The 22,720-nt window shown below is 72.0% G+C and carries 19 protein-coding genes and 1 other RNA gene; 2 read left to right on the plus strand and 18 right to left on the minus strand.

Annotation, left to right across the window (positions count from 1 at the left end):
• Positions 1-82: 82 nt before the first annotated feature.
• The 6 genes from AB0398_RS15085 to AB0398_RS15110 all read right to left on the minus strand — a co-directional run bounded on the left by AB0398_RS15085 (position 83) and on the right by AB0398_RS15110 (position 6,061).
• Positions 83-1,717, minus strand: coding sequence for a beta-N-acetylhexosaminidase (locus AB0398_RS15085; protein ID WP_366375123.1), 1,635 nt, complete (start codon positions 1,715-1,717; stop codon positions 83-85).
• A gap of 4 nt (positions 1,718-1,721) precedes the next feature.
• Positions 1,722-2,570 (minus strand): carbohydrate ABC transporter permease, encoded by an 849-nt coding sequence (locus tag AB0398_RS15090; RefSeq protein WP_366375125.1) that lies wholly within the window; start codon positions 2,568-2,570, stop codon positions 1,722-1,724.
• Entirely contained in the window at positions 2,567-3,523 is a 957-nt protein-coding gene (locus AB0398_RS15095) for a sugar ABC transporter permease (protein WP_366375127.1), read from the minus strand. The genes AB0398_RS15090 and AB0398_RS15095 overlap by 4 nt, the downstream gene beginning before the upstream one ends.
• Before the next feature lie 5 nt (positions 3,524-3,528).
• Positions 3,529-4,833 carry an extracellular solute-binding protein gene (locus AB0398_RS15100; RefSeq protein ID WP_366375128.1) on the minus strand — a complete coding sequence of 435 codons (1,305 nt, stop codon included), beginning with the start codon at positions 4,831-4,833 and terminating at the stop codon, positions 3,529-3,531.
• A 325-nt stretch (positions 4,834-5,158) separates the two neighbouring features.
• Positions 5,159-5,449 carry a DUF3039 domain-containing protein gene (locus tag AB0398_RS15105; protein WP_071267549.1) on the minus strand — a complete coding sequence of 97 codons (291 nt, stop codon included), beginning with the start codon at positions 5,447-5,449 and terminating at the stop codon, positions 5,159-5,161.
• A 51-nt stretch (positions 5,450-5,500) separates the two neighbouring features.
• Positions 5,501-6,061: a YqgE/AlgH family protein gene (locus tag AB0398_RS15110; RefSeq protein ID WP_366375130.1), complete on the minus strand. Its 561-nt coding sequence runs from the start codon at positions 6,059-6,061 to the stop codon at positions 5,501-5,503.
• Positions 6,062-6,339: 278 nt separating this feature from the next.
• Between AB0398_RS15110 and murA the strand changes: the two genes are divergently transcribed.
• Positions 6,340-7,686, plus strand: coding sequence for a UDP-N-acetylglucosamine 1-carboxyvinyltransferase (gene murA, locus AB0398_RS15115; protein ID WP_121830820.1), 1,347 nt, complete (start codon positions 6,340-6,342; stop codon positions 7,684-7,686).
• Between the two features lie 165 nt (positions 7,687-7,851).
• Here murA and AB0398_RS15120 read toward each other — a convergent pair whose 3' ends face one another.
• The 7 genes from AB0398_RS15120 to AB0398_RS15150 form a co-directional block, all read right to left on the minus strand.
• A complete protein-coding gene (locus AB0398_RS15120; RefSeq protein ID WP_017237029.1) occupies positions 7,852-8,133 on the minus strand; it encodes an HU family DNA-binding protein in 282 nt (93 codons plus the stop codon).
• 406 nt (positions 8,134-8,539) lie between these two features.
• A complete protein-coding gene (locus AB0398_RS15125; protein WP_366375132.1) occupies positions 8,540-9,970 on the minus strand; it encodes an NAD-dependent malic enzyme in 1,431 nt (476 codons plus the stop codon).
• A gap of 444 nt (positions 9,971-10,414) precedes the next feature.
• Complete coding sequence (locus AB0398_RS15130) at positions 10,415-12,754, minus strand: UvrD-helicase domain-containing protein (protein WP_366375134.1); 2,340 nt, start codon at positions 12,752-12,754, stop codon at positions 10,415-10,417.
• A 63-nt stretch (positions 12,755-12,817) separates the two neighbouring features.
• Complete coding sequence (locus tag AB0398_RS15135) at positions 12,818-13,348, minus strand: GNAT family protein (protein WP_366375135.1); 531 nt, start codon at positions 13,346-13,348, stop codon at positions 12,818-12,820.
• 32 nt (positions 13,349-13,380) lie between these two features.
• Entirely contained in the window at positions 13,381-14,517 is a 1,137-nt protein-coding gene (locus AB0398_RS15140; RefSeq protein ID WP_366375137.1) for a uroporphyrinogen-III synthase, read from the minus strand.
• A gap of 84 nt (positions 14,518-14,601) precedes the next feature.
• Complete coding sequence (locus AB0398_RS15145) at positions 14,602-15,957, minus strand: nitrate/nitrite transporter (protein ID WP_366375139.1); 1,356 nt, start codon at positions 15,955-15,957, stop codon at positions 14,602-14,604.
• A gap of 119 nt (positions 15,958-16,076) precedes the next feature.
• A complete protein-coding gene (locus AB0398_RS15150) occupies positions 16,077-17,093 on the minus strand; it encodes a LysR family transcriptional regulator (RefSeq protein ID WP_366375141.1) in 1,017 nt (338 codons plus the stop codon).
• Between the two features lie 83 nt (positions 17,094-17,176).
• Here AB0398_RS15150 and AB0398_RS15155 point away from each other — a divergent pair, with 83 nt between their 5' ends.
• Entirely contained in the window at positions 17,177-18,514 is a 1,338-nt protein-coding gene (locus AB0398_RS15155; protein WP_366375143.1) for an MFS transporter, read from the plus strand.
• A 26-nt stretch (positions 18,515-18,540) separates the two neighbouring features.
• On the opposite strand, the gene ssrA is transcribed toward AB0398_RS15155, so the two are convergent.
• The 5 genes from ssrA to ftsE form a co-directional block, all read right to left on the minus strand.
• Positions 18,541-18,934, minus strand: a transfer-messenger RNA (tmRNA) gene (ssrA, locus tag AB0398_RS15160).
• 125 nt (positions 18,935-19,059) lie between these two features.
• A complete protein-coding gene (gene smpB, locus AB0398_RS15165) occupies positions 19,060-19,599 on the minus strand; it encodes an SsrA-binding protein SmpB (RefSeq protein WP_366375144.1) in 540 nt (179 codons plus the stop codon).
• A gap of 18 nt (positions 19,600-19,617) precedes the next feature.
• Entirely contained in the window at positions 19,618-20,805 is a 1,188-nt protein-coding gene (locus tag AB0398_RS15170; protein WP_366375146.1) for a S41 family peptidase, read from the minus strand.
• A 78-nt stretch (positions 20,806-20,883) separates the two neighbouring features.
• Positions 20,884-21,801 (minus strand): permease-like cell division protein FtsX, encoded by a 918-nt coding sequence (ftsX, locus tag AB0398_RS15175; RefSeq protein WP_366375147.1) that lies wholly within the window; start codon positions 21,799-21,801, stop codon positions 20,884-20,886.
• A gap of 29 nt (positions 21,802-21,830) precedes the next feature.
• Entirely contained in the window at positions 21,831-22,520 is a 690-nt protein-coding gene (gene ftsE / locus AB0398_RS15180; protein WP_053648390.1) for a cell division ATP-binding protein FtsE, read from the minus strand.
• Positions 22,521-22,720 lie beyond the last annotated feature (200 nt).

Here is a 22,720-nt window from a genome sequence, read left to right on the forward strand (position 1 = left end):
CCCGGGAGCGGCGGGGAGTTCCGTTTCGCCGCTCTTGGGCAGCGGGGTTCACCGCTCCCGGGTGACGGGGGCCGGGAGGGCCTCACACGTTCGGGGGCGTTCCCTCCAGGGGCCTGCCGAGGACCCCGGGGCGCCGCTGCCGGGGCAGGGGTCCGGAGGGGGGCCGGTAGTCGACGCCGAGGGCGTCCAGGCGCCGGTAGTGGGTGTCCATGCGGCGCTCGAAACCGGTGTAGTCGCGGGCCTCCGGGGCGGGCAGCGCGGACCAGGCGACCTCGGCGAAGGCGGCGAGGCGGGGGAAGACCTGGTAGTCGACGCGGGAGCGGTTCTCCATCACCTCGGTCCAGACGTTGGCCTGGGTTCCCAGGATGTGGGCGGCGGCCTCCTCGGAGAGGCCGGGCGGGACGGGCTCGAAGCGGTAGACGTCCTCCAGGGTGCGGACGTATCCGATGGGCATCGGCTCGTCCTCGCCGGGCGCCTGGCGGTGGTCCAGGTAGACGTGCTGCTCGGGGCACATGACGACGTCGTGGCCGGCCTCGGCGGCGGCGATCCCGCCCCCGTAGCCGCGCCAGGAGGAGACGGCCGCGCCCTCGGCGAGTCCGCCCTCCAGGATCTCGTCCCAGCCGATCAGGCGGCGTCCGCGGGCGGCGAGCCAGCGGTCGAAGTGGCGGATGAACCAGGACTGGAGCTCGTCCTCGTCGGCGAGGCCCAGCTCCCGGATGCGGGCCTGGGCGGCCGGGGAGGCCTTCCACTGGTCCTTGGGGCACTCGTCGCCGCCGACGTGCACGAAGGGGGACGGGAAGAGCTCCAGGACCTCTTCGAACACGCCCTCGTAGAAGCGGAGGACCTCCTCGGTGGGGGCGAGGACGTTCGGGTTGACGCCCCAGGTGTCCCAGACGGTGAGGGCGGCGGTGTCGACGACGTCCGTGTTGCCGAGTTCGGGGTACGCGGCGACGGCGGCCTGCGAGTGGCCGGGGAGGTCGATCTCGGGGACGACGGTGATGTGCCGCTCGGCGGCGTACGCGACGATCTCGCGGATGTCGTCGCGGGTGTAGAAGCCGCCGTGCGGGGTGTCGGTCCAGAGCGGCGAGGCCCGGTGGCCCCACTTGCTGCGGGCCCGCCAGGAGCCGGCCTCGGTGAGCCTCGGGTGGCGCTCGATCTCGATGCGCCAGCCCTGGTCGTCGGTGAGGTGGAAGTGGAAGACGTTCAGCTTGTGGGCGGCGAGGAGGTCGAGCAGGCGCAGGACGTCGTCCTTGGCCGTGAAGTGCCGGGAGACGTCGAGCATGAGGCCGCGCCAGCCGAAGCGCGGGGCGTCCTCGATCGTCTGCGCCGCCAGGGCCGCGACCGGCTTCTTCTTCACGGGCGCCGCGCGGAAGGCGTCGGGGCCGAGGAGCTGGCGCAGGGTCTGGGCGCCCCAGAAGACGCCGGCCGGGCCGCCGCCCACGATCTCGACGACCTCGTTGATCACGACGTGGAGCCGGTACGCCTCGGGGGCGAGGGTGTCGTCGATCCGCAGCCGGACGCTGCGGGTGGCGTTCTCGTCGTCGGTGCTCCGCAGCGGGAGCGCGAAGGCGGCGCCGAGCGTGGTCCGCAGCCAGCGCTCGGTGTCCTCGGTGCCGGGGGCGGCGTACAGGGTCGTCCGGCGGTCGAGGAGGAAGCCGCAGCGGTACGGCCCCTCGACCGACAGGGGCGCGGGGATCAGGTCCGTGGAATCGGTCATCGCGTCAGTCCTTCACCGCCCCGCCGAGTCCCGAGACCAGGCGGCGCTGTACGAGTACGAAGAAGACGAGCACCGGGACGGTCATCACGGTCGAGCCGGCCATGATGCCTCCCCAGTCGTTCTCGTCGGGCTTGAAGAAGACCAGCAGGGCCATGGGCAGGGTCGACTGCGAGGTGTCGCTGATGATGAACGACTTCGCGAAGAGGAAGTCGTTCCAGGTGGAGATGAACGAGAAGACGCTGGTGGCGACCAGGCCGGGGAAGACCAGCGGGAAGAGGATCTGCCACAGGAACCGGGTGCGGCTCGCGCCGTCGATCTGGGCCTGCTCCTCCAGGGCCTCGGGGACCGCCCGGACGAAGCCGCGCAGCATCCAGATCGCGAACGGCAGGGAGAACGCGATGTGCGGCAGGATCAGCGAGCCGAGGGTGTTGAGCTGCCCGAAGTCCCGCATGAGGAAGAACATCGGGATGGTCAGCGCCTCGACGGGCACCATCTGGGCGACCAGGAACATGATCAGGAGCGTCGTCCGGAACCTGAACCGGAACCGGGTGACGGCGGTCGCCGCGAGGAAGGCGATGACCGCGGAGGCGAGGACGACCGTGACGGCGACGACCAGCGAGTTGAGGAAGTAGCGGCCGAAGTCCTGCTGCTCGAAGACGCGCCGGAAGGAGTCGAGGGACGGCGAGAGCGTCCACGGGCGCGGGTTCGCGGACTGGATCTCGCCGGCCGGCTTGAAGGCCGAGAGGACCATCCAGTACAGCGGGAAGGCGACGGCGGCGGCGACGAGGAGGGTGACGGCCTCGGCGGCGAGGCGTCCGGGGCGCCGGACGCCCGGGATCCGGAGGGCGCTCACAGTTCTTCTCCCTGGCGTCGCAGCAGGCGGAGGTAGACGAGCGTCACGGCCAGCAGGATCAGCAGCATGACGACGCCGATCGCCGAGCCCAGGCTGTACTGGGACGAGGCGAAGGCCTTCTGGTAGGCGTACACGTTGAGGACGAGGTTCTGGCCGGCGATGCCGCCGCCGTTCGTCATCACGTAGATCTGGGTGAAGAGCTTGAAGTCCCAGATGATCGACTGGATCGTGACGACGACCAGGATGGGCCGGAGGATCGGCGCCGTGACCGAGCGCCAGATCCGCCACTGCGAGGCGCCGTCGAGGGCGGCGGCCTCCAGGACCTCGGTCGGGACGGCCCGGATGCCGGCGTAGACGGTGACCATCACGAACGGGAAGGAGCACCAGACGACTTCGAGGAGGACGAGGGCGAAGGCGCTGTAGCGCCCGTACGTCCAGGAGAAGTCGCCGAGTCCGAGGAGCCGGTTGACGGGGCCGAGGTCGGGGTCGAAGAGGAAGACCCAGACGGTGGAGCCGGTGACGGCGGGGGTGGCCCAGGCGCCGAGCGCGGCCATCATCAGGACGAGCCGGGGCAGGGCGCGCACGCGCGTGAGGAGGACCGCGAGGGCGCAGCCGACGGCGAGCGTGGTGACGACGCAGGCGGCGGCGAAGAGGACGGTGGCGAGGAGGACCTGCCAGAACTGGGGGTCGGAGAAGAGCGCCGTGTAGTTGCCGAACCCCTGGAACGAGGTGGGTTCGCCGCCGCTGACCTGGGCCTGGGTGTACTCCAGGAAGGAGATCAGGCCCAGCTGGTAGACGGGGTAGACGAGGAGCGCGCCGAGGACGACGAGGGCGGGCAGCAGGTAGAGCCAGGGGGTCCAGGCGCCGGGGCGCCGGGGGCCGCGGGTCCCGGGTGCGGGGGCCGCGGCCGGTTCGGGCCGCTTCTCGACGGGCGGGGTGAGCTGGGTCGTCATGCGGATCAGCCCGCCGGCGCGAAGGCCGCGTCCATCTTCTTCGCGGCGTCGTCGGCCGCCGCCTTGGCGTCCTTACGGCCGCTGACGATCTCCTGGAACATCGTGGGCAGCACGAGGGAGGCGTCGATCTGGCCCCAGCCGGGGGACGCCGGGACGAACTTCGCGCCGGCGGCGAGGGTGTCGGTGAAGGGCTTCACGAAGGGCTGCCGTTGGGCGGCGGCGGCGCGGGTGTCGGTGTACGTGGGCAGGAAGCCCATCGCGTCGAAGAGCCGGCCCTGGGTCTCCTTGCCGGTGAGGGACTTGAGGAGGTCGACGGCGAGGGTGCGTCGGGGGCTGCTCTTGAGGACGCCGATGTTGTTGCCGCCGGCGAAGGCGGGGGCGATCGAGCCGGGGGTGGTGCCGGGCAGCGGGACGACGGCGTACTTGCCCTTCACCGTGCCGGCCTCGACGGCCGCGTGGCTGAAGTCGCCGCCGATGGCCATGCCGGCCTTGCCGGAGGCGAAGGCGGTGACGGTGGCGTTGCCGCCCATCTGGGCGCACTTGGCGGCGGGACAGTTGTCGTCGCCGAAGAGCGAGGTGTACGTGGTGATGCCCTTGAGGGCTTCGGGGCTGTTGATGGCGGCCCGGTAGGAGTCGCCCCGCGCGGTGGCGAGTTCGCCGCCGGCGGCCCAGACGAAGGGCATGGCGCCGTAGGTGTAGGCGCCGCCGACGGCGACGCCGTACAGCTCGGGCCTGGCCTTGCGGATCTTCTTGGCGGTCTCGACGAGTTCGGCCTGGGTCCTGGGGGCCGTCAGGCCAAGCTCCCGGAAGACGTCGGTGCGGTAGTAGAGGGCGCGGATGCCGACGAAGAAGGGGGCGCCGTAGACCTTGCCGCCGACGGTGACGGACTGGCGGGCGGTGGGGTCGGTGTCCTTGGCCTCGTCCCAGGCGGCGAACTCGGCGCTGATGTCGGCGAGTCCGCCGTCCTTGACGTATCCGGCGGTGTCGGTGTTGCCGTACTCGACGAGGTCGGGGGCCGACTCGGGGTCGTTGAAGGCGGCCTTGACGCGCTGGGCGCGGGTCTCGACGGGGATGTACTCGACCTCGACCTTCGCACCCTTGTTGCGCTGCTCGAAGGCGGTGACGGCCTGCTCGACGGCCTGCTCCTTGGGCTTGTTGCTCACCTCCTGGAAGAGCCAGACGCGCAGGGTGCCGCTCTTCTCGTCCGTCGTGGCCTTCCCGTCCGTGGTCTGGGGCGCGCAGGCGGTGGCGGTGAGGCCGGCCAGCAGGAGCGCGGCGGCCGTGGCGGTGACGCGATTGGGAAGCTTCATGGCGGATCCCCTCCAGGTGCGTGTGTTGCAGCATGTGCAATGAGCGTTTCGCTCTGCACAACACGCGTGAGGCTAGGCGGACTCCGGGCGGGCCGACAAGAGGTCTCGACCACCTCAACCACTCCGTGACCGGCGAAAGCACCCTGCGCAACGGGGCACTCCCGGAGGAGCCGGGAAAACGGAACGCCCTCCGCCGCGTCCGGCCCGAAGGCCCCCCGTCGCGTCCGGCCCGGAGGAGTCCGGAAAACGGAACGGCCCCCGTCGTGCGCGCCGAAGCACGCACGACGGGGGCCGTCACCGGCTCGCCCCGACGGCGGGACCTGACTTACTTGCCCTTGCCGCCCTTGTCCTTGTCCTTGTCGCCGCCGGCGCCCATGGAGTCGTAGATCTCCTTGCACATCGGACAGACCGGGTACTTCTTGGGGTCGCGCCCCGGCACCCAGACCTTTCCGCACAGCGCCACGACGGGCGTGCCGTCCAGGGCGCTCGCCATGATCTTGTCCTTCTGGACGTAATGGGCGTAGCGCTCGTGGTCGCCGTCACCGTGGGACACCTGCGGCGTCGGCTCGACGAGGGTCCCCGTACCTGCCCCGCGCTCGGGCTCGAGAGTGCTCATAACCGCCAAGGGTACTGAAAGCCGGGCCTCCGGTCGGTGGACGGGTCGCCCTCAGTTGAGGGACGGGTCGTCCGGGTACGTCGCGACCATCGCGAGGTCGCCGCGCTGCCGCCGCAGCACCTGCCGCCAGAGCGCCTCGGGCCGCGGCGAGGAGACGTCGCCGGGCTCCGACTCGACCACGTACCAGGCCCCGTCGCCGAGCTCCGCCTCCAGCTGGCCGGGGCCCCAGCCCGCGTACCCGGCGAAGATCCGCAGCGAGCCGAGCGCCGGTCCGAGCAGCTCGGGCGGGGTCTCCAGGTCGACCACGCCGATCGCCCCGTGCACCCGCCGCCAGCCGAGCGGGCCCTCGTCGCCGGGGATCACGGCGACGCCGAGGGCCGCGTCGAGGGAGACGGGTCCGCCCTGGAAGACCACGTCGGGCTCGCCGGCGAGCCCTGCCCAGGAGGCGAGGACGTCACCGACGGTGACCGGCGTCGGCCGGTTGAGGACCACGCCGAGGGAGCCCTCCTCGTCGTGGTCGAGCAGCAGCACCACCGCGCGGTCGAAATTCGGGTCCGCGAGGGCGGGGGTGGCCACGAGCAGCCGTCCTGTGAGCGAGGACACCTCGGTCATGCGAGACATGATCCCGCATCTTCGGCGTTCGCGTGGCCCGTCGGGCGGGAACGCGGGAAGTCCGGGGACTGCCGCAGTTCAGAGGGGACGGGGCCGGAGAGCGCGGAGGGCTCGCCGGAACAACCGGACGGTGACGCTCCGCAAGATCACGCGAACAGAGGGTGTTGTGCCGAATTCATTACGTCTGACGGGTCGCCCCGGGCATCCGAAGGAGGTTCCATGGCCCCTTACCCTTTTCACTGGCCACCCGTCGGACCCACTTTCGGAACGCGAGATTCATGACCGGCACAGACAGCCACGATGTACTGCTCGTCCATGGCGGCACCCCGCTGGAGGGCGAGATCCGCGTCCGCGGCGCGAAGAACCTCGTGCCCAAGGCGATGGTCGCCGCCCTCCTCGGCAGCGGCCCCAGCCGCCTGCGCAACGTGCCGGACATCCGTGACGTCCGCGTGGTCCGCGGACTGCTCCAGTTGCACGGAGTGACGGTCCGCCCGGGTGACGAGCCCGGCGAGCTCGTCCTCGACCCGACGCACGTCGAGTCCGCGAACGTCGCCGACATCGACGCCCACGCCGGTTCCTCCCGCATCCCGATCCTCTTCTGCGGCCCGCTGCTGCACCGCCTCGGCCACGCCTTCATCCCGGGCCTGGGCGGCTGCGACATCGGCGGCCGGCCCATCGACTTCCACTTCGACGTGCTGCGCCAGTTCGGCGCGACCATCGAGAAGCGGGCGGACGGGCAGTACCTGGAGGCCCCGCAGCGCCTGCGCGGCTGCAAGATCCGGCTGCCGTACCCCTCGGTCGGCTCGACCGAGCAGGTGCTGCTCACGGCGGTGCTCGCGGAGGGCGTCACCGAGCTGTCGAACGCGGCCGTGGAGCCCGAGATCGAGGACCTGATCTGCGTCCTGCAGAAGATGGGCGCGATCATCTCCATGGACACCGACCGGACCATCCGGATCACCGGTGTCGACAAGCTCGACGGCTACACCCACCGGGCGCTCCCGGACCGCCTGGAGGCGGCCTCCTGGGCGTCGGCGGCGCTGGCCACCGGCGGCAACATCTACGTGCGCGGCGCCCAGCAGCGCTCGATGATGACCTTCCTCAACACGTACCGGAAGGTCGGCGGCGCCTTCGAGATCGACGACGACGGCATCCGCTTCTGGCACCCGGGCGGCTCGCTCAACGCGATCGCCCTGGAGACGGACGTGCACCCCGGCTTCCAGACCGACTGGCAGCAGCCGCTGGTCGTGGCCCTGACGCAGGCCTCCGGCCTCTCCATCGTCCACGAGACGGTGTACGAGTCGCGGCTCGGCTTCACCTCCGCGCTGAACCAGATGGGCGCGCACATCCAGCTGTACCGCGAGTGCCTGGGCGGCTCGGACTGCCGCTTCGGCCAGCGGAACTTCCTGCACTCGGCGGTCGTGTCGGGCCCGACCCGGCTCCAGGGCGCCGACCTGGTCATCCCCGACCTGCGCGGCGGCTTCTCGTACCTGATCGCGGCGCTGGCGGCCCAGGGCACCTCGCGGGTCCACGGCATCGAGCTGATCAACCGCGGCTACGAGAACTTCATGGAGAAGCTGATCGAGCTCGGCGCCAAGGTCGAGCTGCCGGGCAGCGCGCTGGTCTAACGGCGCGCGAACGGTCCCGGAACGGCCCCACGCGTGCGCGTGGGGCCGTTCCGGCCTTCCGGGGTCGTTCCGGCCCTCCGGGGCCGTACGGGGCGTTCTGGCGGGCGAACGAAAGGGCGGCCACCCCGAACCGGGGTGGCCGCCCTTTCTGCGCCTACAGGCCGCTTACTTGCCCTTGGCGGCTTCCTTGAGCTTCGAGCCCGCGGAGACCTTCACGCTGTAGCCGGCCGGGATGTTGATCGGGTCGCCGGTCTGCGGGTTACGAGCGGTGCGAGCGGCACGGTGGGTGCGCTCGAAGGTCAGGAAGCCGGGGATGGTGACCTTCTCGTCGCCCTTGGCGACGACCTCGCCGACGGTCTCGGCGAGAGCGGCCAGCACGGCGTCGGCGTCCTTGCGGGTCACCTCGGCGCGGTCGGCCAGGGCGGCCACCAGCTCACTGCGGTTCATGTCGTTACTCCCGTGTTCTTCTTGCCTGTAAGGCGTGCCACGCGGCGGAAGCCGCGCGATTGGGTACAGCGAAGCCGATGCTGCCAGGGCCCTCGGACAGTCCCCGGACCCGGGTCACATGGACAGACCCTCGCGCCCAAACACGCATCCTGCCCCCACCAGCGGCGGGAACGCCAATCCGGCACCCCCTCGGGTCACAGAAAAGCGCCGGAACCCCGTGGTGGTGACGTTCTGTCGACTCCCCGCGAACCGCACGGAGTCGAAAAGCCACCCTAAAGGCGGGTTTACGCCACCGCGAATCGCGACGCGCCGTCAGCGCAGCGCCCGGCGGCCGTGTCCGGCGCCCACGTCCGGTGCCCGTGCCCGGCGCCGCGTCCGGCGCCGTGTCCGCCCGGGGGAGGCGCCGTCAGAGCGCGGCCGGGGCCGCGCCGCCGCCCGCGGCCTTCGCAGCGGTGCGGACCGCTCCGGCGACCGCGCCCGCCACCTTGTCGTTGAAGACCGACGGGATGATGTAGTTCGGGTTCAGCTCGTCCTCGGTGACCACGTCGGCGAGGGCCGCGGCGGCCGCCAGCATCATGTCCGTGTTGACCGTGCGGGACTGGGCGTCCAGCAGGCCGCGGAAGACGCCGGGGAAGACCAGGACGTTGTTGATCTGGTTGGGGAAGTCGGAGCGGCCCGTGGCGACGACGGCGGCCGTCTGGCGGGCGACGGCCGGGTCGACCTCGGGGTCGGGGTTCGCGAGCGCGAACACGATGGCGCCGTCCGCCATGGCGGCGACGTCCTCGCCGTCGAGCAGGTTCGGGGCCGAGACGCCGATGAAGACGTCCGCGCCGGAGACGGCCTCCTTGAGGGTGCCGGTGACGCCCTCCGGGTTGGTGTTGTCCGCGATCCAGCGCAGCGGCGAGTCGGCCGGGGCCTCGACCAGGTCCTCGCGGTCCGCGTGGACGACGCCCTTGATGTCGGCGACGACGGCGTGCTTGACGCCCGCCGCGATCAGCAGCTTCAGGATGGCCGTACCGGCCGCGCCGGCGCCGGACATGACGACCCGTACGTCGCCGATGCCCTTGCCGACCACGCGCAGGGCGTTGGTGAGGGCGGCGAGGACGACGATGGCGGTGCCGTGCTGGTCGTCGTGGAAGACCGGGATGTCCAGGGCCTCGCGCAGCCGGGCCTCGATCTCGAAGCAGCGCGGCGCGGAGATGTCCTCCAGGTTGATGCCCGCGAAGCCGGGGGCGATGGCCTTGACGATCGCGACGATCTCGTCGGTGTCCTGGGTGTCCAGGCAGAGCGGCCAGGCGTCGATGCCGGCGAAGCGCTTGAAGAGGGCGGCCTTGCCCTCCATGACGGGCAGGGCGGCCTTGGGGCCGATGTTGCCGAGGCCGAGGACGGCGGAGCCGTCGGTGACGACCGCGACGGAGTTGCGCTTGATGGTGAGGCGGCGGGCGTCCTCGGGGTTCTCGGCGATCGCCATGCAGACCCGGGCGACGCCGGGGGTGTAGATCATGGAGAGGTCGTCGCGGTTGCGGATGGGGTGCTTGGACGCCATCTCGATCTTGCCGCCGAGGTGCATCAGGAAGGTGCGGTCGGAGACCTTGCCGAGGACGACGCCCTCGATGCCGCGCAGCTGCTCCACGATCAGGTCGGCGTGGGCCGTGGAGGTCGCGGCGATGGTGACGTCGATGCGGAGCTTCTCGTGGCCGGAGGCGGTCACGTCGAGGCCGGTGACGGATCCGCCGGACGACTCCACCGCCGTGGTGAGCTGGGAGACCGCGGTCCCGCTCGCGGGAACCTCCAGCCGGACCGTCATCGAGTACGAGACGCTGGGCGCCGTTGCCATGGCCGAGTTCCTCTGCTTTCCCTGAGCTTCATTGCTACGCCCGCCCCGGCTGGTTGCCCGGCGGCGCCCTCCGATGGTCGCACCTACCGGCGAGTAGCAGGTAATGCGGTCATTTTGTTTTCGGAAAGTAGTTTCCACCATACGAGAGGAGTGTGGGAAACAGAAGAGGTCCCCGCCACCAGGGGTGACGAGGACCTCGACTTCGTAGCTACGTACTAGATGGCACCGACCCGCCATGCTCGCCTCGCGGCAAGTGGTCCCTCTGAGGGACGAAGGTTGGGCCCGGGGGCTTGGATCGGGCCGGTGCCACACCCAGGCTAACAAACCGCTCCCGATAGTGATTCCAGCGCCACAGGTTGACCTGAAACCGGCCATGGTTCCGGGCCCGCGACGGCCCCGCGACGGGCCACGACGGGCCCGGGAGGGCCCGCCGCGGACCGGGGCTCAGTCCCGCAGCAGGTCCGGCACCCCCGCCGCGTCCGGCAGGTCGCCGGCCCCCGCGACCACCGTGAGCTGCTGCGTCGCCCGGGTCAGGGCCACGTAGAGGACCCGCAGGCCGGCCGGGGACTCATCCGCGATCTCGGCGGGCGAGACGACCACCGTGGCGTCGTACTCCAGGCCCTTCGCCTCCAGGGAGCCGAGCGCCACCACCCGGTCGCCCAGCTCCGCGAGCCAGCGGGCGGCCTCCGCGCGCCGCCGCATGGCGACGACGACGCCGACCGTTCCCTCGACCTGTTCGAGGAGCCGCCGCGCTTCGAAACGTACGGTTTCGGCCAGATCCGCTTCCCCGGAACCCTCCGGGACCGCGACGAACCGGGGCTCGACGCCGGTCGAGCGGACCGCGCGGGGCGATTCCTTGCCCGGCATGGCGAGGGCGAGGACCTTGGCGGCCAGCTCGGCGATCTCGGCCGGGTTGCGGTAGTTCACGGTCAGCTCGAAGCGGCGGCGCGGCCGGGAGCCGAGCGCCTCGTCCCGGGCCGCGGCGGCCTCGTCCGGGTCGGACCAGGAGGACTGCGCCGGGTCGCCGACCACCGTCCAGGTGGCGTGCCGGCCGCGCCGCCCGACCATCCGCCACTGCATGGGCGTGAGGTCCTGGGCCTCGTCGACGATCACGTGCGCGTACTCGGTGCGCTCCGCCGCGAGCCGCTCGGCCCGCTCGCGCTGGGTCTCCTCCCGTACCGGCATCAGCTCCTCCAGGCCCGTGAGCTGGTCCAGCGGGTCGTACTCCCGCTTCCTGCGGGGCCGGGCCGGGGCGCCGAGCAGGGTGTTCAGCTCGTCGAGGAGGGCCACGTCGTGGACGGAGAGCTCCGGGCGGCGCAGCGAGCGGGCCAGCCTGCGCACCTCGCCCGGGTTGAGGATCCGGCGGGCCCAGCGGCCCAGGCGCCGCTCGTCGGCCATCGCGTCGAGGACCCCGCGGGGGGTCAGCTCGGGCCACCAGGCGTCCAGGAAGCCGAGGAAGGAGTCCTCGGTGGAGACGTCCTCGTCGAAGGAGGAGCGCAGCTCGGCGGCGAGCTCGGGGTCGCTGTGCCGGCCGGACGCGCCGGACCTGGCGTACAGCGCGTCGAGCAGCAGCCGGCGGGCGCGCGGGCGCAGCAGGTTGACGGGGGCGGTGCCGCCGAGGACGTTGTGGCGGATGCGCCGCAGCTCGTCGGCCTCCAGCTCCAGGCGGCGCCCGAAGGCGACGACCCGCAGGCGGGTGGGGGTGCCGGCGGGCGCCCGGTCGGCGTCCTCCCCCAGCTCGGGCTGCGCCCTGGGCGCGGGGGTCTCCAGGGCTCCCCTGGCGGCCTTGCGGAGCACCGCGAGCATCCGGGAGGAGCCCTTGATCCGGGCGACGGCCGGGTCGTCGTACGCGGTGGCCTCGGCGCCGTCGACCAGCGAGCCGACCGCGCGGATGGCGACCTGGCCCTCCTCGCCGAGGGAGGGCAGGACGCCCTCGGTGTACGAGACGAGGAGCGGGGTCGGGGAGACGATCAGGATGCCGCCCGCGTACCGGCGCCGGTCCTGGTAGAGCAGGTACGCGGCCCGGTGCAGGGCCACGGCGGTCTTGCCGGTGCCGGGGCCGCCCTCCACGTACGTCACGGAGGCGGCGGGCGCCCGGATGACGAGGTCCTGCTCGGCCTGGATGGAGGAGACGATGTCCCGCATGGTGTGGCTGCGGGCCTGGCCGAGGGCGGCCATCAGGGCGCCGTCGCCGATGACGGGCAGCTCGCGTCCGTTGAGGGTGGCCCGCAGCTCGGGGCGCATCAGGTCGTCCTCGACGCCGAGGACCTGCCGGCCCTTGGAGCGGATGACCCGGCGGCGCACGACCCGGCCGGGGTCGACGGGGGTGGAGCGGTAGAAGGGCGCGGCGGCGGGCGCGCGCCAGTCGATGACGAGCGGCGCGTAGTCGGAGTCGAGGACCCCGATGCGGCCGATGTGGAGGGTCTCGCCGATGTCCGCGGTGTTGTCCGGGCGTACGGCGTCCTCGGCGGGCTCGACGGAGGTGTAGGCGCCGTCGGGGCCCTTCTTCCCGTCCTTGCCGTACAGCAGGTCGATCCTGCCGAAGAGGAAGTCCTCGAACTCGTTGTTGAGCCGGTTGAGGTGGATGCCGGCCCGGAAGACCTGGGCGTCGCGCTCGGCGAGGGCGCCGGGCGTGCCGACCTGCCCGCGCTGGGCGGCGTCGTTCATCAGGAACTCCGCCTCGTGGATCTTCTCCTCCAGCCGGCGGTAGACCTGGTCAAGATGTTCCTGCTCGACACCGATCTCACGGTCCCTGACCGTGTCCACGGCTTCCTGCGCGGCCACCTAAGGCCCCCTTCTCACGTGCACTGGGCAGCCGTCGAGCGTACGCCACCGGGAGCCGCCGTGTCAGGCGGGCGGGGGGTCGTCGTGCAGGAGCCGCTGGAAGAGGTGGTGGTCGCGCCACTCCCCGTCGATGTGGAGGAAGCCGGGCGCGGTGCCGATGCGGGTGAACCCGCCCTTGGCGAGGACCCGTTGGGAGGCGTGGTTGTCGAGGAGGGTCCCGGCCTCGATCCGGTGCAGCCCGAGTTCTTCGCGGGCGGCCCGGCAGGCCTCGGCGACGAGCGCGGTGGCCAGGCCGCGCCCGGCGCGGTGCGGGTCGATCCAGTACCCGAGGGAGGCGCTGCGGAGGGGACCGAGGACGATTCCGGAGAGCGTGGCGACGCCCACGATCTCGTACCCGTCGCCGTCCTCCTCGACGGCGAACCACCGCACCCCGCCGTCCGCGAGCCGCTCGGCCTGCCCCTCGACGGTGTAGTACCGCTCGGCCCGGTACGGCTCCCACGGCTTCATGTACGCCCGGTTCCGCGTCACCGCCCGGGCGAGGGCGGGCGCGTCGTCGGGAGCGGCGGGGCGGACGCGGGGGCCTTCGGCGGTCATGCGCGTACGGTAGCGGGCCGCCGCGCCCGTTCCTACCCGCCGTACTTGTCGTCCGCCGACGGGTCCAGGGCGAGCCGGTAGCCCCGCTTCACCACCGTCTGGATCAGCTTCGGGGTGCCGAGGGCCGTGCGGAGGCGGGCCATCGCCGTCTCCACCGCGTGCTCGTCGCGGCCCGCGCCCGGCAGGGCGCGCAGGAGGTCGGCGCGGGAGACCACCCAGCCGGGGCGGCGGACCAGGAGGGCCAGGAGGGCCATGCCGGCGGGCGGGACGGGGCGCAGGGCGCCGTCGACGAGGACGGCGTGGCCGCGCACCTCCACCCGGTGCCCGGCCACCGGCAGGACCCGGGCGCGGGCGGGCAGTTCGGTGCAGAGCACCTGGACGAGCGGCCCGAGCCGGAAGCGCTCGGGCTGGTACGTGTCGATGCCCTCCGCCTGGAGCCGCAGCGCGGTCACGGGGCCCACGCACACCGCGAGCACGTCGTGCCGCAGCGCCGCGACGAGGTCCGCCCGCACCCCCTTCTCCGCCGCTCGGGAGAGCAGCGAGACGGCGGCCGGGGCGCTGGTGAAGGTCACCGCGTCCACGGCCCGGGCGAGGACCGCGTCGAGGAGCCGGTCGAGCGGGCCGGTGTCCTCCGGCTGGAGCCAGCGGTAGACGGGGACGCCGACGACCTCGGCCCCGCCCTCCCGCAGCGCCTCCACGAAGCCGGGCAGCGGCTCCCCGTGCAGCTGGAGCGCGATCCGGCGGCCGGCCACCCCCTCGTCGAGGAGCCGGTCGAGGACCTCGGCCATGGACTCCGAGGAGGGCGACCAGGACTCGGTGAGTCCGGCGGCCCGTACGGCCCCCTTGACCTTCGGCCCCCGGGCGAGGAGTTCGACGTCCCGCAGGACGGCGAGGAGCTCCTCGCCGTACCCCCAGCCGTCGGCGGCCTCGACCCAGCCCCGGAAGCCGATCGCCGTGGTGGCGACGACGACGTCCGGGGCGTGGGCGATGAGGTCCTTGGTGGAGGCGAGGAGTTCGGTGTCGTCGGCGAGCGGCACGATCCGCAGGGCGGGTCCGTGGACGACGGCGGCTCCGCGCCGGCGCAGCAGGGCGATGAGTTCGTCCGCGCGCCGTGCCGCGGTGACGCCGATGGTGAAACCGGCGAGGGGGCCGTGTTCTTGCTCGTCCATGGACGCAGAGCCTGACGGGGACGCGTGACGGACGCGGTTCGTCCGTATTTCCTGGTCGTTACGGTCCGTGCCGTGCACCGGGGATCACACCTTCGCGTAACCGGGCCGGGCCTCCGGCTCCGTGACGGCCTCGGCGGTCTCGGGCACGGCAGCCGGCCGTCGAAGGTATACCGCCCTGGTGACGGCCATGCAGGCGGCGTAGAAGACGAGGAAGGCGACGAAGGCGGCGGTGCCGGTGCCGGAGGTCTGGAAGGACTGGCGGAAGGCGAGGTTGATGCCGAGCCCGCCGAGTCCGCCGACCGCTCCGATGATGCCCATGGCGGCTCCGGAGAGGCGCCGCCCGTACGCCTCGGCGGCCTCGCCCGCCAGCCCCTTGCGGTGCCCCTGGGCGAGGAAGATCGCCGGGATCATCTTGAACGTGGAGCCGTTGCCGAGGCCGCTGAGGACGAAGAGGCAGATGAAGCCGGCGAGGAAGACGGCGAGCGACTCGATCACGGAGGCGTAGATCACCACGGAGGTCGCGGCGGCCATCGCGGCGAAGGTCCACAGGGTGATGCGGGCGCCGCCGTGCCGGTCGGCGAGGGAGCCGCCGACGGGCCGGACGAGCGAGCCGAGCAGGGGGCCGATGAAGGTGAGCGAGGCGGCCTGGAGCGGGGTGCGGCCGAACTGGGTCTGGAGCACCAGGCCGAAGGCGAAGCTGTAGCCGATGAAGGAGCCGAAGGTGCCGACGTAGAGGAAGGCCATGATCCAGGTGTGCCGGGCCCGCACGGCCTCCTTCGCGGCCCCGGTGTCGTTCCTGACGGGGGCGAGGTTGTCCATGAAGAGCGCGGAGCACACGGCGGCGACCACGATCAGGGGCAGGTAGACGCCGAGCACGATCCGGGGGTGCATCGCGCCCGCGGTCCCGATGACGAGGAGGCCGACGAGCTGCACGACGGGGACGCCGATGTTGCCGCCGCCCGCGTTGAGCCCGAGCGCCCAGCCCTTCTTCCGCAGCGGGAAGAAGGCGTTGATGTTGGTCATGGAGGAGGCGAAGTTGCCGCCGCCGACGCCGGTGAGGGCCGCCACCAGGACGAAGGTGGTGTACGACGTCCCGGGCTCCATGACCGCGAAGGCGAGGCCGGTCGGCAGCAGGAGCAGCAGGGCGCTGAAGACCGTCCAGTTCCGGCCGCCGAAGCGGGCGACGACGAAGGTGTACGGGATCCGGATCAGCGCGCCGACGAAGGTGGCGGTGCCGATCAGGAAGAACTTGCCGGCGGGGTCGACGCCGTACTGCGGTCCCATGAAGAGGACCATGACCGACCACAGGCTCCAGATCGAGAAGCCGATGTGCTCGGAGAGGACGGAGAAGATCAGGTTCCGCCGTGCGATCCGCTCCCCCTTCTCACGCCAGAAGGTCTCGTCCTCCGGTTCCCACCGTTCGATCCACCGGCCGCCCATGTCGTACCTCCGCGGTGTCGGGTCCTGGGGCGTCCACAGCCCCGGTCCTCCTGGCGACGACGCTAGGGAGGCCGCGTTTCAGGCCGGTGCCGCGAGGTGACGGCGGCGGAACCTTGCTCTCACCCGGGGGGCGCGGCTGCTGTGAGCGGGGCACGCGCGCGTGGCACGTCCGGGGCCTCGGGCAGGCCGGGCTCGTCCTCCGGGAGCCAGGAGTCCGGCGGGCGGACGAGCCAGCCCTCGCGGGCGCCGATCTCGGCGGCGGCGGTCCGCAGGGCGTCCAGGCCGGGGTGGCGGAGCCCCTTGCGCCACACCAGGCTCACGGGCGACAGGGGGACGGGGTCGACGAGCGGCCGCAGGACGCAGCCGGGCATGGGCGGGAACTCGACGACGGCGAGGACCGGGTGCCGGTGCTTGGCCATGATCCGGCGGAACTCCTCCTTGCCGACGGCGAGCGGGGCGGGCGGGGCGAGCTCGATGCCGCGCCCGGCGAAGAGCCGGACGGCGAGGTCGGTCCACTCGGGGGTGCGCTCGTTCCCGGCCCCGGCGTAGATCCGCTCCCCGGCGAGCGCGGCGAGCGGGACCTCGGCGAGGTCGGCGAGCGGGTGGTCGTCGGGCAGGATCACGGCCATCGGCTCGTACCGCACGAACTGCGCGTCGAGCCCGGCCCTGAGGTCGGGCGCGAGGCCACCGTACCGGCCGAAGGAGGTGTCGAGGCGGCCGGTGACGACGGCCCGCGCGGCGCCGGTGAGGCCGCTCTCGTAGCGGGCCATCAGTTCGAGTTCGGGGGCGAGTTCGCGGGCCCGGCGCAGGACGCGCTCATGGGCGAGGTCGGGGCTGTTGAGGTCGACGAGGAGGGGCCGGGGCGCGCCCCGGAAGGCCTCGCGCAGCTCGTCGTGGGCGGCGAGCACCCGGCGCGCGTACGGCAGCAGGCGCTCGCCGTCGGGGGCGAGGGAGACCTGCCGGGTGGTCCGGACGAACAGCTCGGCGCCCAGCTCGCGCTCAAGCCGCCGCACGTCCCGGCTGAGGGCCTGCTGGGCGACGTAGAGGCGGGCGGCGGCGCGGGTGAAGTGCAGCTCCTCGGCGACGGCGGTGAAGGCGCGCAGCAGCCGTGGGTCGGTGTCGTACGGGGAGGCCATCGCCGCATTCAACAACACGGGTGCGTGAATGGCCACCGATCAGGTGTTGGACCGGACGGGACCGCGCGCCCGAACCTTGGTCCATGCCGCAACCGGACCTCACCCTGACCCCGGCGGGCCCGGCCCTCGCGCCGCGCTACGACGCCCTCGCCGACCGCACCGGCCGCACCGACCGGCCGTACGACCTCGGCCGGTCGCACGAGCCGGGCCGCAGCCCCCGCGACCGTACCCCCGTCCCCCCGCGCCCCTCCTCCCGCAACCCCTACCGCCGCCTCTTCGCCCGCCCCGGCACCCTCGCCTTCACCGCCGGGGGGCTGATCGGCCGGCTACCCGCGGGCATGTTCGGCGTCAGCGCCGTGATCATGATCGCTTCGGCGTACGGCTCCTACGCCCTGGCCGGCGCGGTCACCGCCACCGGGCTCGCCGTCGGCTCCGTCGTCGCCCCCCTGACCGCCCGGCTCGTCGACCGCCACGGGCAGGCCAGGGTCGCGGTCCCGGCCGCCGCGTATGCCTTCCTGGGGCAGCTGGTCCTGGCGCTGTGCGTCCACGAACGGGCCCCGGCCTGGACGCTCTTCGCGACGGTCGCCCTCACCGCCACGTTCCCGAACAACGGCGGCATGGCCCGGGCCCGCTGGGCGCACCTGCTGCGCGACGACCCGGGCGCGCTGCACACCGCGAACTCCTTCGAGCAGGCCGTCGACGAGCTCTGCTTCATGCTGGGCCCGGTGCTCGCCGCCCTCCTCTGCTCGGCGCTCTTCCCGGAGGCGGGCACGCTCGGGGCCTGCGTCCTCCTCCTCGGCGGGACCCTCCTCTTCACCGCCCAGCGCTCCACCGAGCCGCCGGTCGCCCCGCGCGTCCCGGCGGGCTCCCCGCTGCGCGCGCCCGGCATGGCCCCGCTGCTCGCGGTCTTCCTCGCCACCGGGGCGGTCTTCGGCTCCATGGAGGTGGTGACCCTGGCGTACGTGGACGGGCCCCTCGCCGGACCGGTCCTCGCCCTCCAGGCCGCGGGCTCCTGCGCCGCCGGCCTGCTCTACGGCCGGGCCCGCCGCACGGCGCGGCTGCGCACCTGTCTGGCCGCGATGACGGTCCTGATGGCGCTGCCGCTGCTCGCCGCCTCGGCCGGCTCCCTGCCCGCCCTGGCCGCCGGCCTGCTCGTGGCGGGCATGGCGACGGCCCCGACGATGGTGACGGGCATGGGCCTGGTCCAGCGCCTCACGCCCCCGGACCGGCTCAACGAGGGCATGACCCTGGCCGTGACCGCGCTGCTCGCGGGCATCGCGACCGGCTCGGCGTCCGGCGGCTGGGCCGCCGACCACGCCCCGTTCCCCGCGTTCGGCTTCCTGGTCCCGGTCGCGGCGGCGGCCATCGCGCTCGCCCTGTGCACGGCCGCGGACATGACGAAGGCCCGGCGGTCGTGGTGACCACCGGGCCTGCGCCCACATGGGATGAGTGGAGATGGCGGGAATCGAACCCGCGTCCAACGGTACGGAAACAGAGCTTCTCCGTGTGCAGTCCGCTACGAGTTTCTCAGCCCCGGAGATCACGCGGACAAGTCTCCGACGGGCTCAGTCACTGTTTGATTTCCCTCCAACCCCCGTGACCGGGGCTAGAGGTTTAGATCCCTGAATGACGCCAGGATCCGGGTCGGGACCGTCCCCGGGCTGACGCTCCTCACAGAGGCTTCTGTTCGTTACCTAAAAATTAGGCAGCGAGGGCGAAGCGGGAGTTATCGCTCTTGGAGTTGGCGATTATTGGTTGCGACATATGGTTTACGAGATCATTGCCGCTTCCTCGACACGCTTCCTCTGCATCGGTATCCGCTGTCGAAACCGATCATCCCCATGTTGATTTTTCAAGGTGCGCACCCCTTCCGGGGTGTGCAGGGCCCATCGTACGTGACCAACGGCGGCCGTCGCCAGCGTATTCCCGGCGGCCGGTCCCCCGGCCATGATCCGCCGGACAGGCCCTAGAGGGACTGGCCCGCGCGCTGGCGCCGCTTGGCCGCCGCGACGGCGCGGTTCGTCTCGCGCGTGTCCTGCTTCTCGCGCAGGGTCTGGCGCTTGTCGTACTCCTTCTTGCCCTTGGCGAGGGCGATCTCGACCTTGACCCGGCCGTTGAGGAAGTACAGGGCGAGGGGCACGATCGTGTGACCCGTCTCCTGGGACTTCGCCTCCAGCTTGTCGATCTCCTCCCGGTGCAGGAGCAGCTTGCGCTTCCGCTTGGCCGAGTGGTTGGTCCAGCTGCCCTGCATGTACTCCGGGACGTGGATGTTGTGCAGCCACGCCTCGTGGTCGTCGATCTGGACGAAGCCGTCGACCAGCGAGGCCCGTCCCATCCGCAGCGACTTGACCTCGGTGCCCATGAGCACCACACCGCACTCGTAGGTGTCGATGATCAGGTAGTCGTGCCGCGCCTTCTTGTTCTGCGCGATCAGCTTGCGCTCCGGCGCCTTGTCCTGGTTCTTCTTGGCAGGCTTGCCCTGCACGTTCACGAGTCCCTTTGCCATAGTGCGCTCATTTTCGCACTACGAGCCCCCTCCGAGGCCACTCAATACCGTTCTCGCCCGCTCCTCGGCCCGCTCCCCCGCCGTCAGGTCCGGGGTGATGCCGCGCCCGTCGACGGCGTGCCCGGCGGGCGTGCGGTAGTGGCCGACGGTCAGCTCGGCGACCGAGCCGTCGGGCAGGGTGCTCGGCATCTGCACCGAGCCCTTGCCGAAGGTCCGGGAGCCGACCGTGACGGCCCGGCCCCGGTCCTGGAGGGCGCCGGTGAGCAGCTCGGCCGCGCTCATCGTGCCCCCGTCGACCAGCGCCACCAGGGGCCGCTCGGTGTCGCCGCCGCCCTCCGCGTACACGGCCCGCTCCTCGCCCTCCACGTCGTACGTGGCGACGAGACCGCCGTCCAGGAAGGCGGAGGCGGCGGTGGCGGCCTCCGCGACCAGGCCGCCCGCGTTGCCCCGCAGGTCCAGGAGGACCCCGGCGCCGGCCGGGGCCTTCCGCACCGCGTCGCGCACGCGCGTGCCGACACCCTTGGTGAAGGCCTCGACCCGGATCAGTACGGCCCCGTCGTCGAGGCGGCGGACGGACACCGGGTCCGTCGCGAGCCGGGCCCGGCGCAGGGTCTGCGTCCAGGCGGTGCGCCCGCGCTCGACCCGCAGGGCGACGGACGAGCCCGGCACCCCGTCGCCGCGCAGCAGGGCGACGACCTCGGAGACGGAGAGCCCGTCGACCGGGCGCCCGTCGACGGAGACGAGCCGGTCGCCGGTACGGAGCCCGGCCCGGGCGGCGGGGCCGCCGGTCTGGATCCGGGTGATCCGGACGCGGTCCCCGGCGGCCCGGCCGGCGGAGAGCCCGACGCCGGTGTAGGCGCCGTCGAGGGACTGCTCGAACTCCTCGTACTCCCGCTTGTCGTACACCGCGCCCCAGCGGTCGCCGCTGCGGCTGACGAACTCCTCGGCGGCCTTCTTGCCCGACTTCCCGTCGGCCATGGCCGCGGCGGCGGCGCGGCGGAGGGCGGCGCTGTCGACGGGGGCGCGGTCCTCGGGCCGCTGTCCCGCGCGCGGGGGCGCCCCGGGCCGCTCGGCGGCCGGCTCCTGCCGGGGCAGCGAGCCCGTGGCGGCGGCGGTGGCGAGGACGCCGGTGAAGACCAACGTCAGAACGGCCCCACGGAGCACTCCGCGGGGCCGGCTACAGAGAAGGTCGGTGCCGTCCGGCATGTCGCCCACTCTAGGACAAGACGATGGCGCCGCACGGACTTTGGCCGTACGACGCCATCCACGGTGGGGGGTGTCTTCTCACACCTTCAGGTACTTGCGCAGCGCGATGAGAGCCGCCACGGCGGGCATCAGGAGCCCGATGGCGATCACCAGCGGCAGCTTGGCGAAGACGGCGTCCCAGCCGATGAACTGGATGAGCTGGACCTTGTCGGCGAGCGCGATGCCGTGGTCGATCAGGAAGTACCGGCCGACGAGCAGCAGCAGGCACGCGACGCCGCCGCCGAGGAGTCCGGCGAAGGCGGCCTCCATGATGAACGGCATCTGGATGTAGAAGCTGGACGCGCCGACGAGCCGCATGATCCCCGTCTCGCGACGGCGGCTGAAGGCCGATACGCGCACGGTGTTGACGATCAGCATCAGCGCGATGACCAGCATCAGGCCCATGACGCAGAGCGCGGCGATGTTCATGCCGTTCATCAGGTCGAAGAGGTTCTGCAGGATGTTCCGCTGGTCCTGGACCGACTCGACGCCGTCCCGGCCGGCGAAGGCCGTGGCGACCACCTTGTACTTCTCCGGGTCCTTGAGCTTGACCCGGAACGACGAGGGCATCTGGTCCGGCGTCACCACGGAGGCCAGGGCGGTGTCGCCGTACTGCTCCTTGTAGTGCTTGTAGGCCTCGTCGGATGTCTCGTAGTGGACGGTCTCGACGATGTCCATCTCGTTCAGGTCGGCCTCGATCTGCTCCTTCTGCTGACCGGTGACCGCGCCCTTGGGGCACTTCCCGGCCGTGGCCGCGTCGGCCTTGTTGCAGAGGTAGATGGAGACGTTGACCTTGTCGTACCAGTAGTCCTTCATCGTGCTGACCTGCTCGCGCATGAGCAGCGCGCCGCCGAACAGGGCGAGCGAGAGGGCCACGGAGACGATGACGGCGAAGGTCATCGTGAGATTGCGCCGGAGGCCGACGCCGATCTCGGAGAGCACGAACTGAGCGCGCATGGGTCTGCTTTCTCCTACTCGCTACAGGCTCAGTGCTGGTATCCGTAGACGCCGCGCGCCTGGTCGCGGACGAGGCGACCCTTTTCCAGCTCGATGACGCGCTTGCGCATCTGGTCGACGATGTTCTGGTCGTGGGTCGCCATGACGACGGTGGTTCCCGTCCTGTTGATGCGGTCGAGCAGCTTCATGATGCCGACGGAGGTCTGCGGGTCGAGGTTGCCGGTGGGCTCGTCGGCGATCAGCAGCATGGGCCGGTTGACGAAGGCGCGGGCGATGGCGACGCGCTGCTGCTCACCGCCGGAGAGCTCGCCCGGCATCCGGTCCTCCTTGCCGCCGAGGCCGACCAGGTCGAGCACCTGCGGGACGGCCTTGCGGATCTCGCCGCGCGGCTTGCCGATGACCTCCTGGGCGAAGGCCACGTTCTGGGCCACGGTCTTGTTGGGCAGCAGGCGGAAGTCCTGGAAGACGGTCCCGAGCTGGCGCCGCATGTGCGGCACCTTCCAGTTGGACAGCCGGGCCAGGTCCTTGCCGAGGACGTGCACCTGGCCTTGGCTGGCGCGCTCCTCACGCAGGAGCAGCCGCAGGAAAGTCGACTTTCCGGAGCCGGAGGAACCGACGAGGAAGACGAACTCCCCCTTCTCGATCTCCAGGGATACATCCCGGAGCGCGGGGCGGTTCTGCTTCGGATAGGACTTGGAGACGTTGTCGAATCGGATCACGGATGCACCACGGTCGGCCGGGAGTAGGTGTGCGTGACCTTACGCGACCGGGGACAGCCCTCGCAGTCGCGGTCCTGGCTTGCGCGGTATATCCTTTTCGCCCTTCCGGGCGGACCGCGGCGGACCGGCGGGGCGCGCCGAAACGGCGCGGAGCTGGCACAGTGGTAGGGGAACGTCCGGGTCCCTCCGGTCGTTGCCCT

Origin of the sequence: Streptomyces sp. NPDC086147, assembly GCF_040702165.1 — a bacterium.
GTDB lineage: Bacteria > Actinomycetota > Actinomycetes > Streptomycetales > Streptomycetaceae > Streptomyces.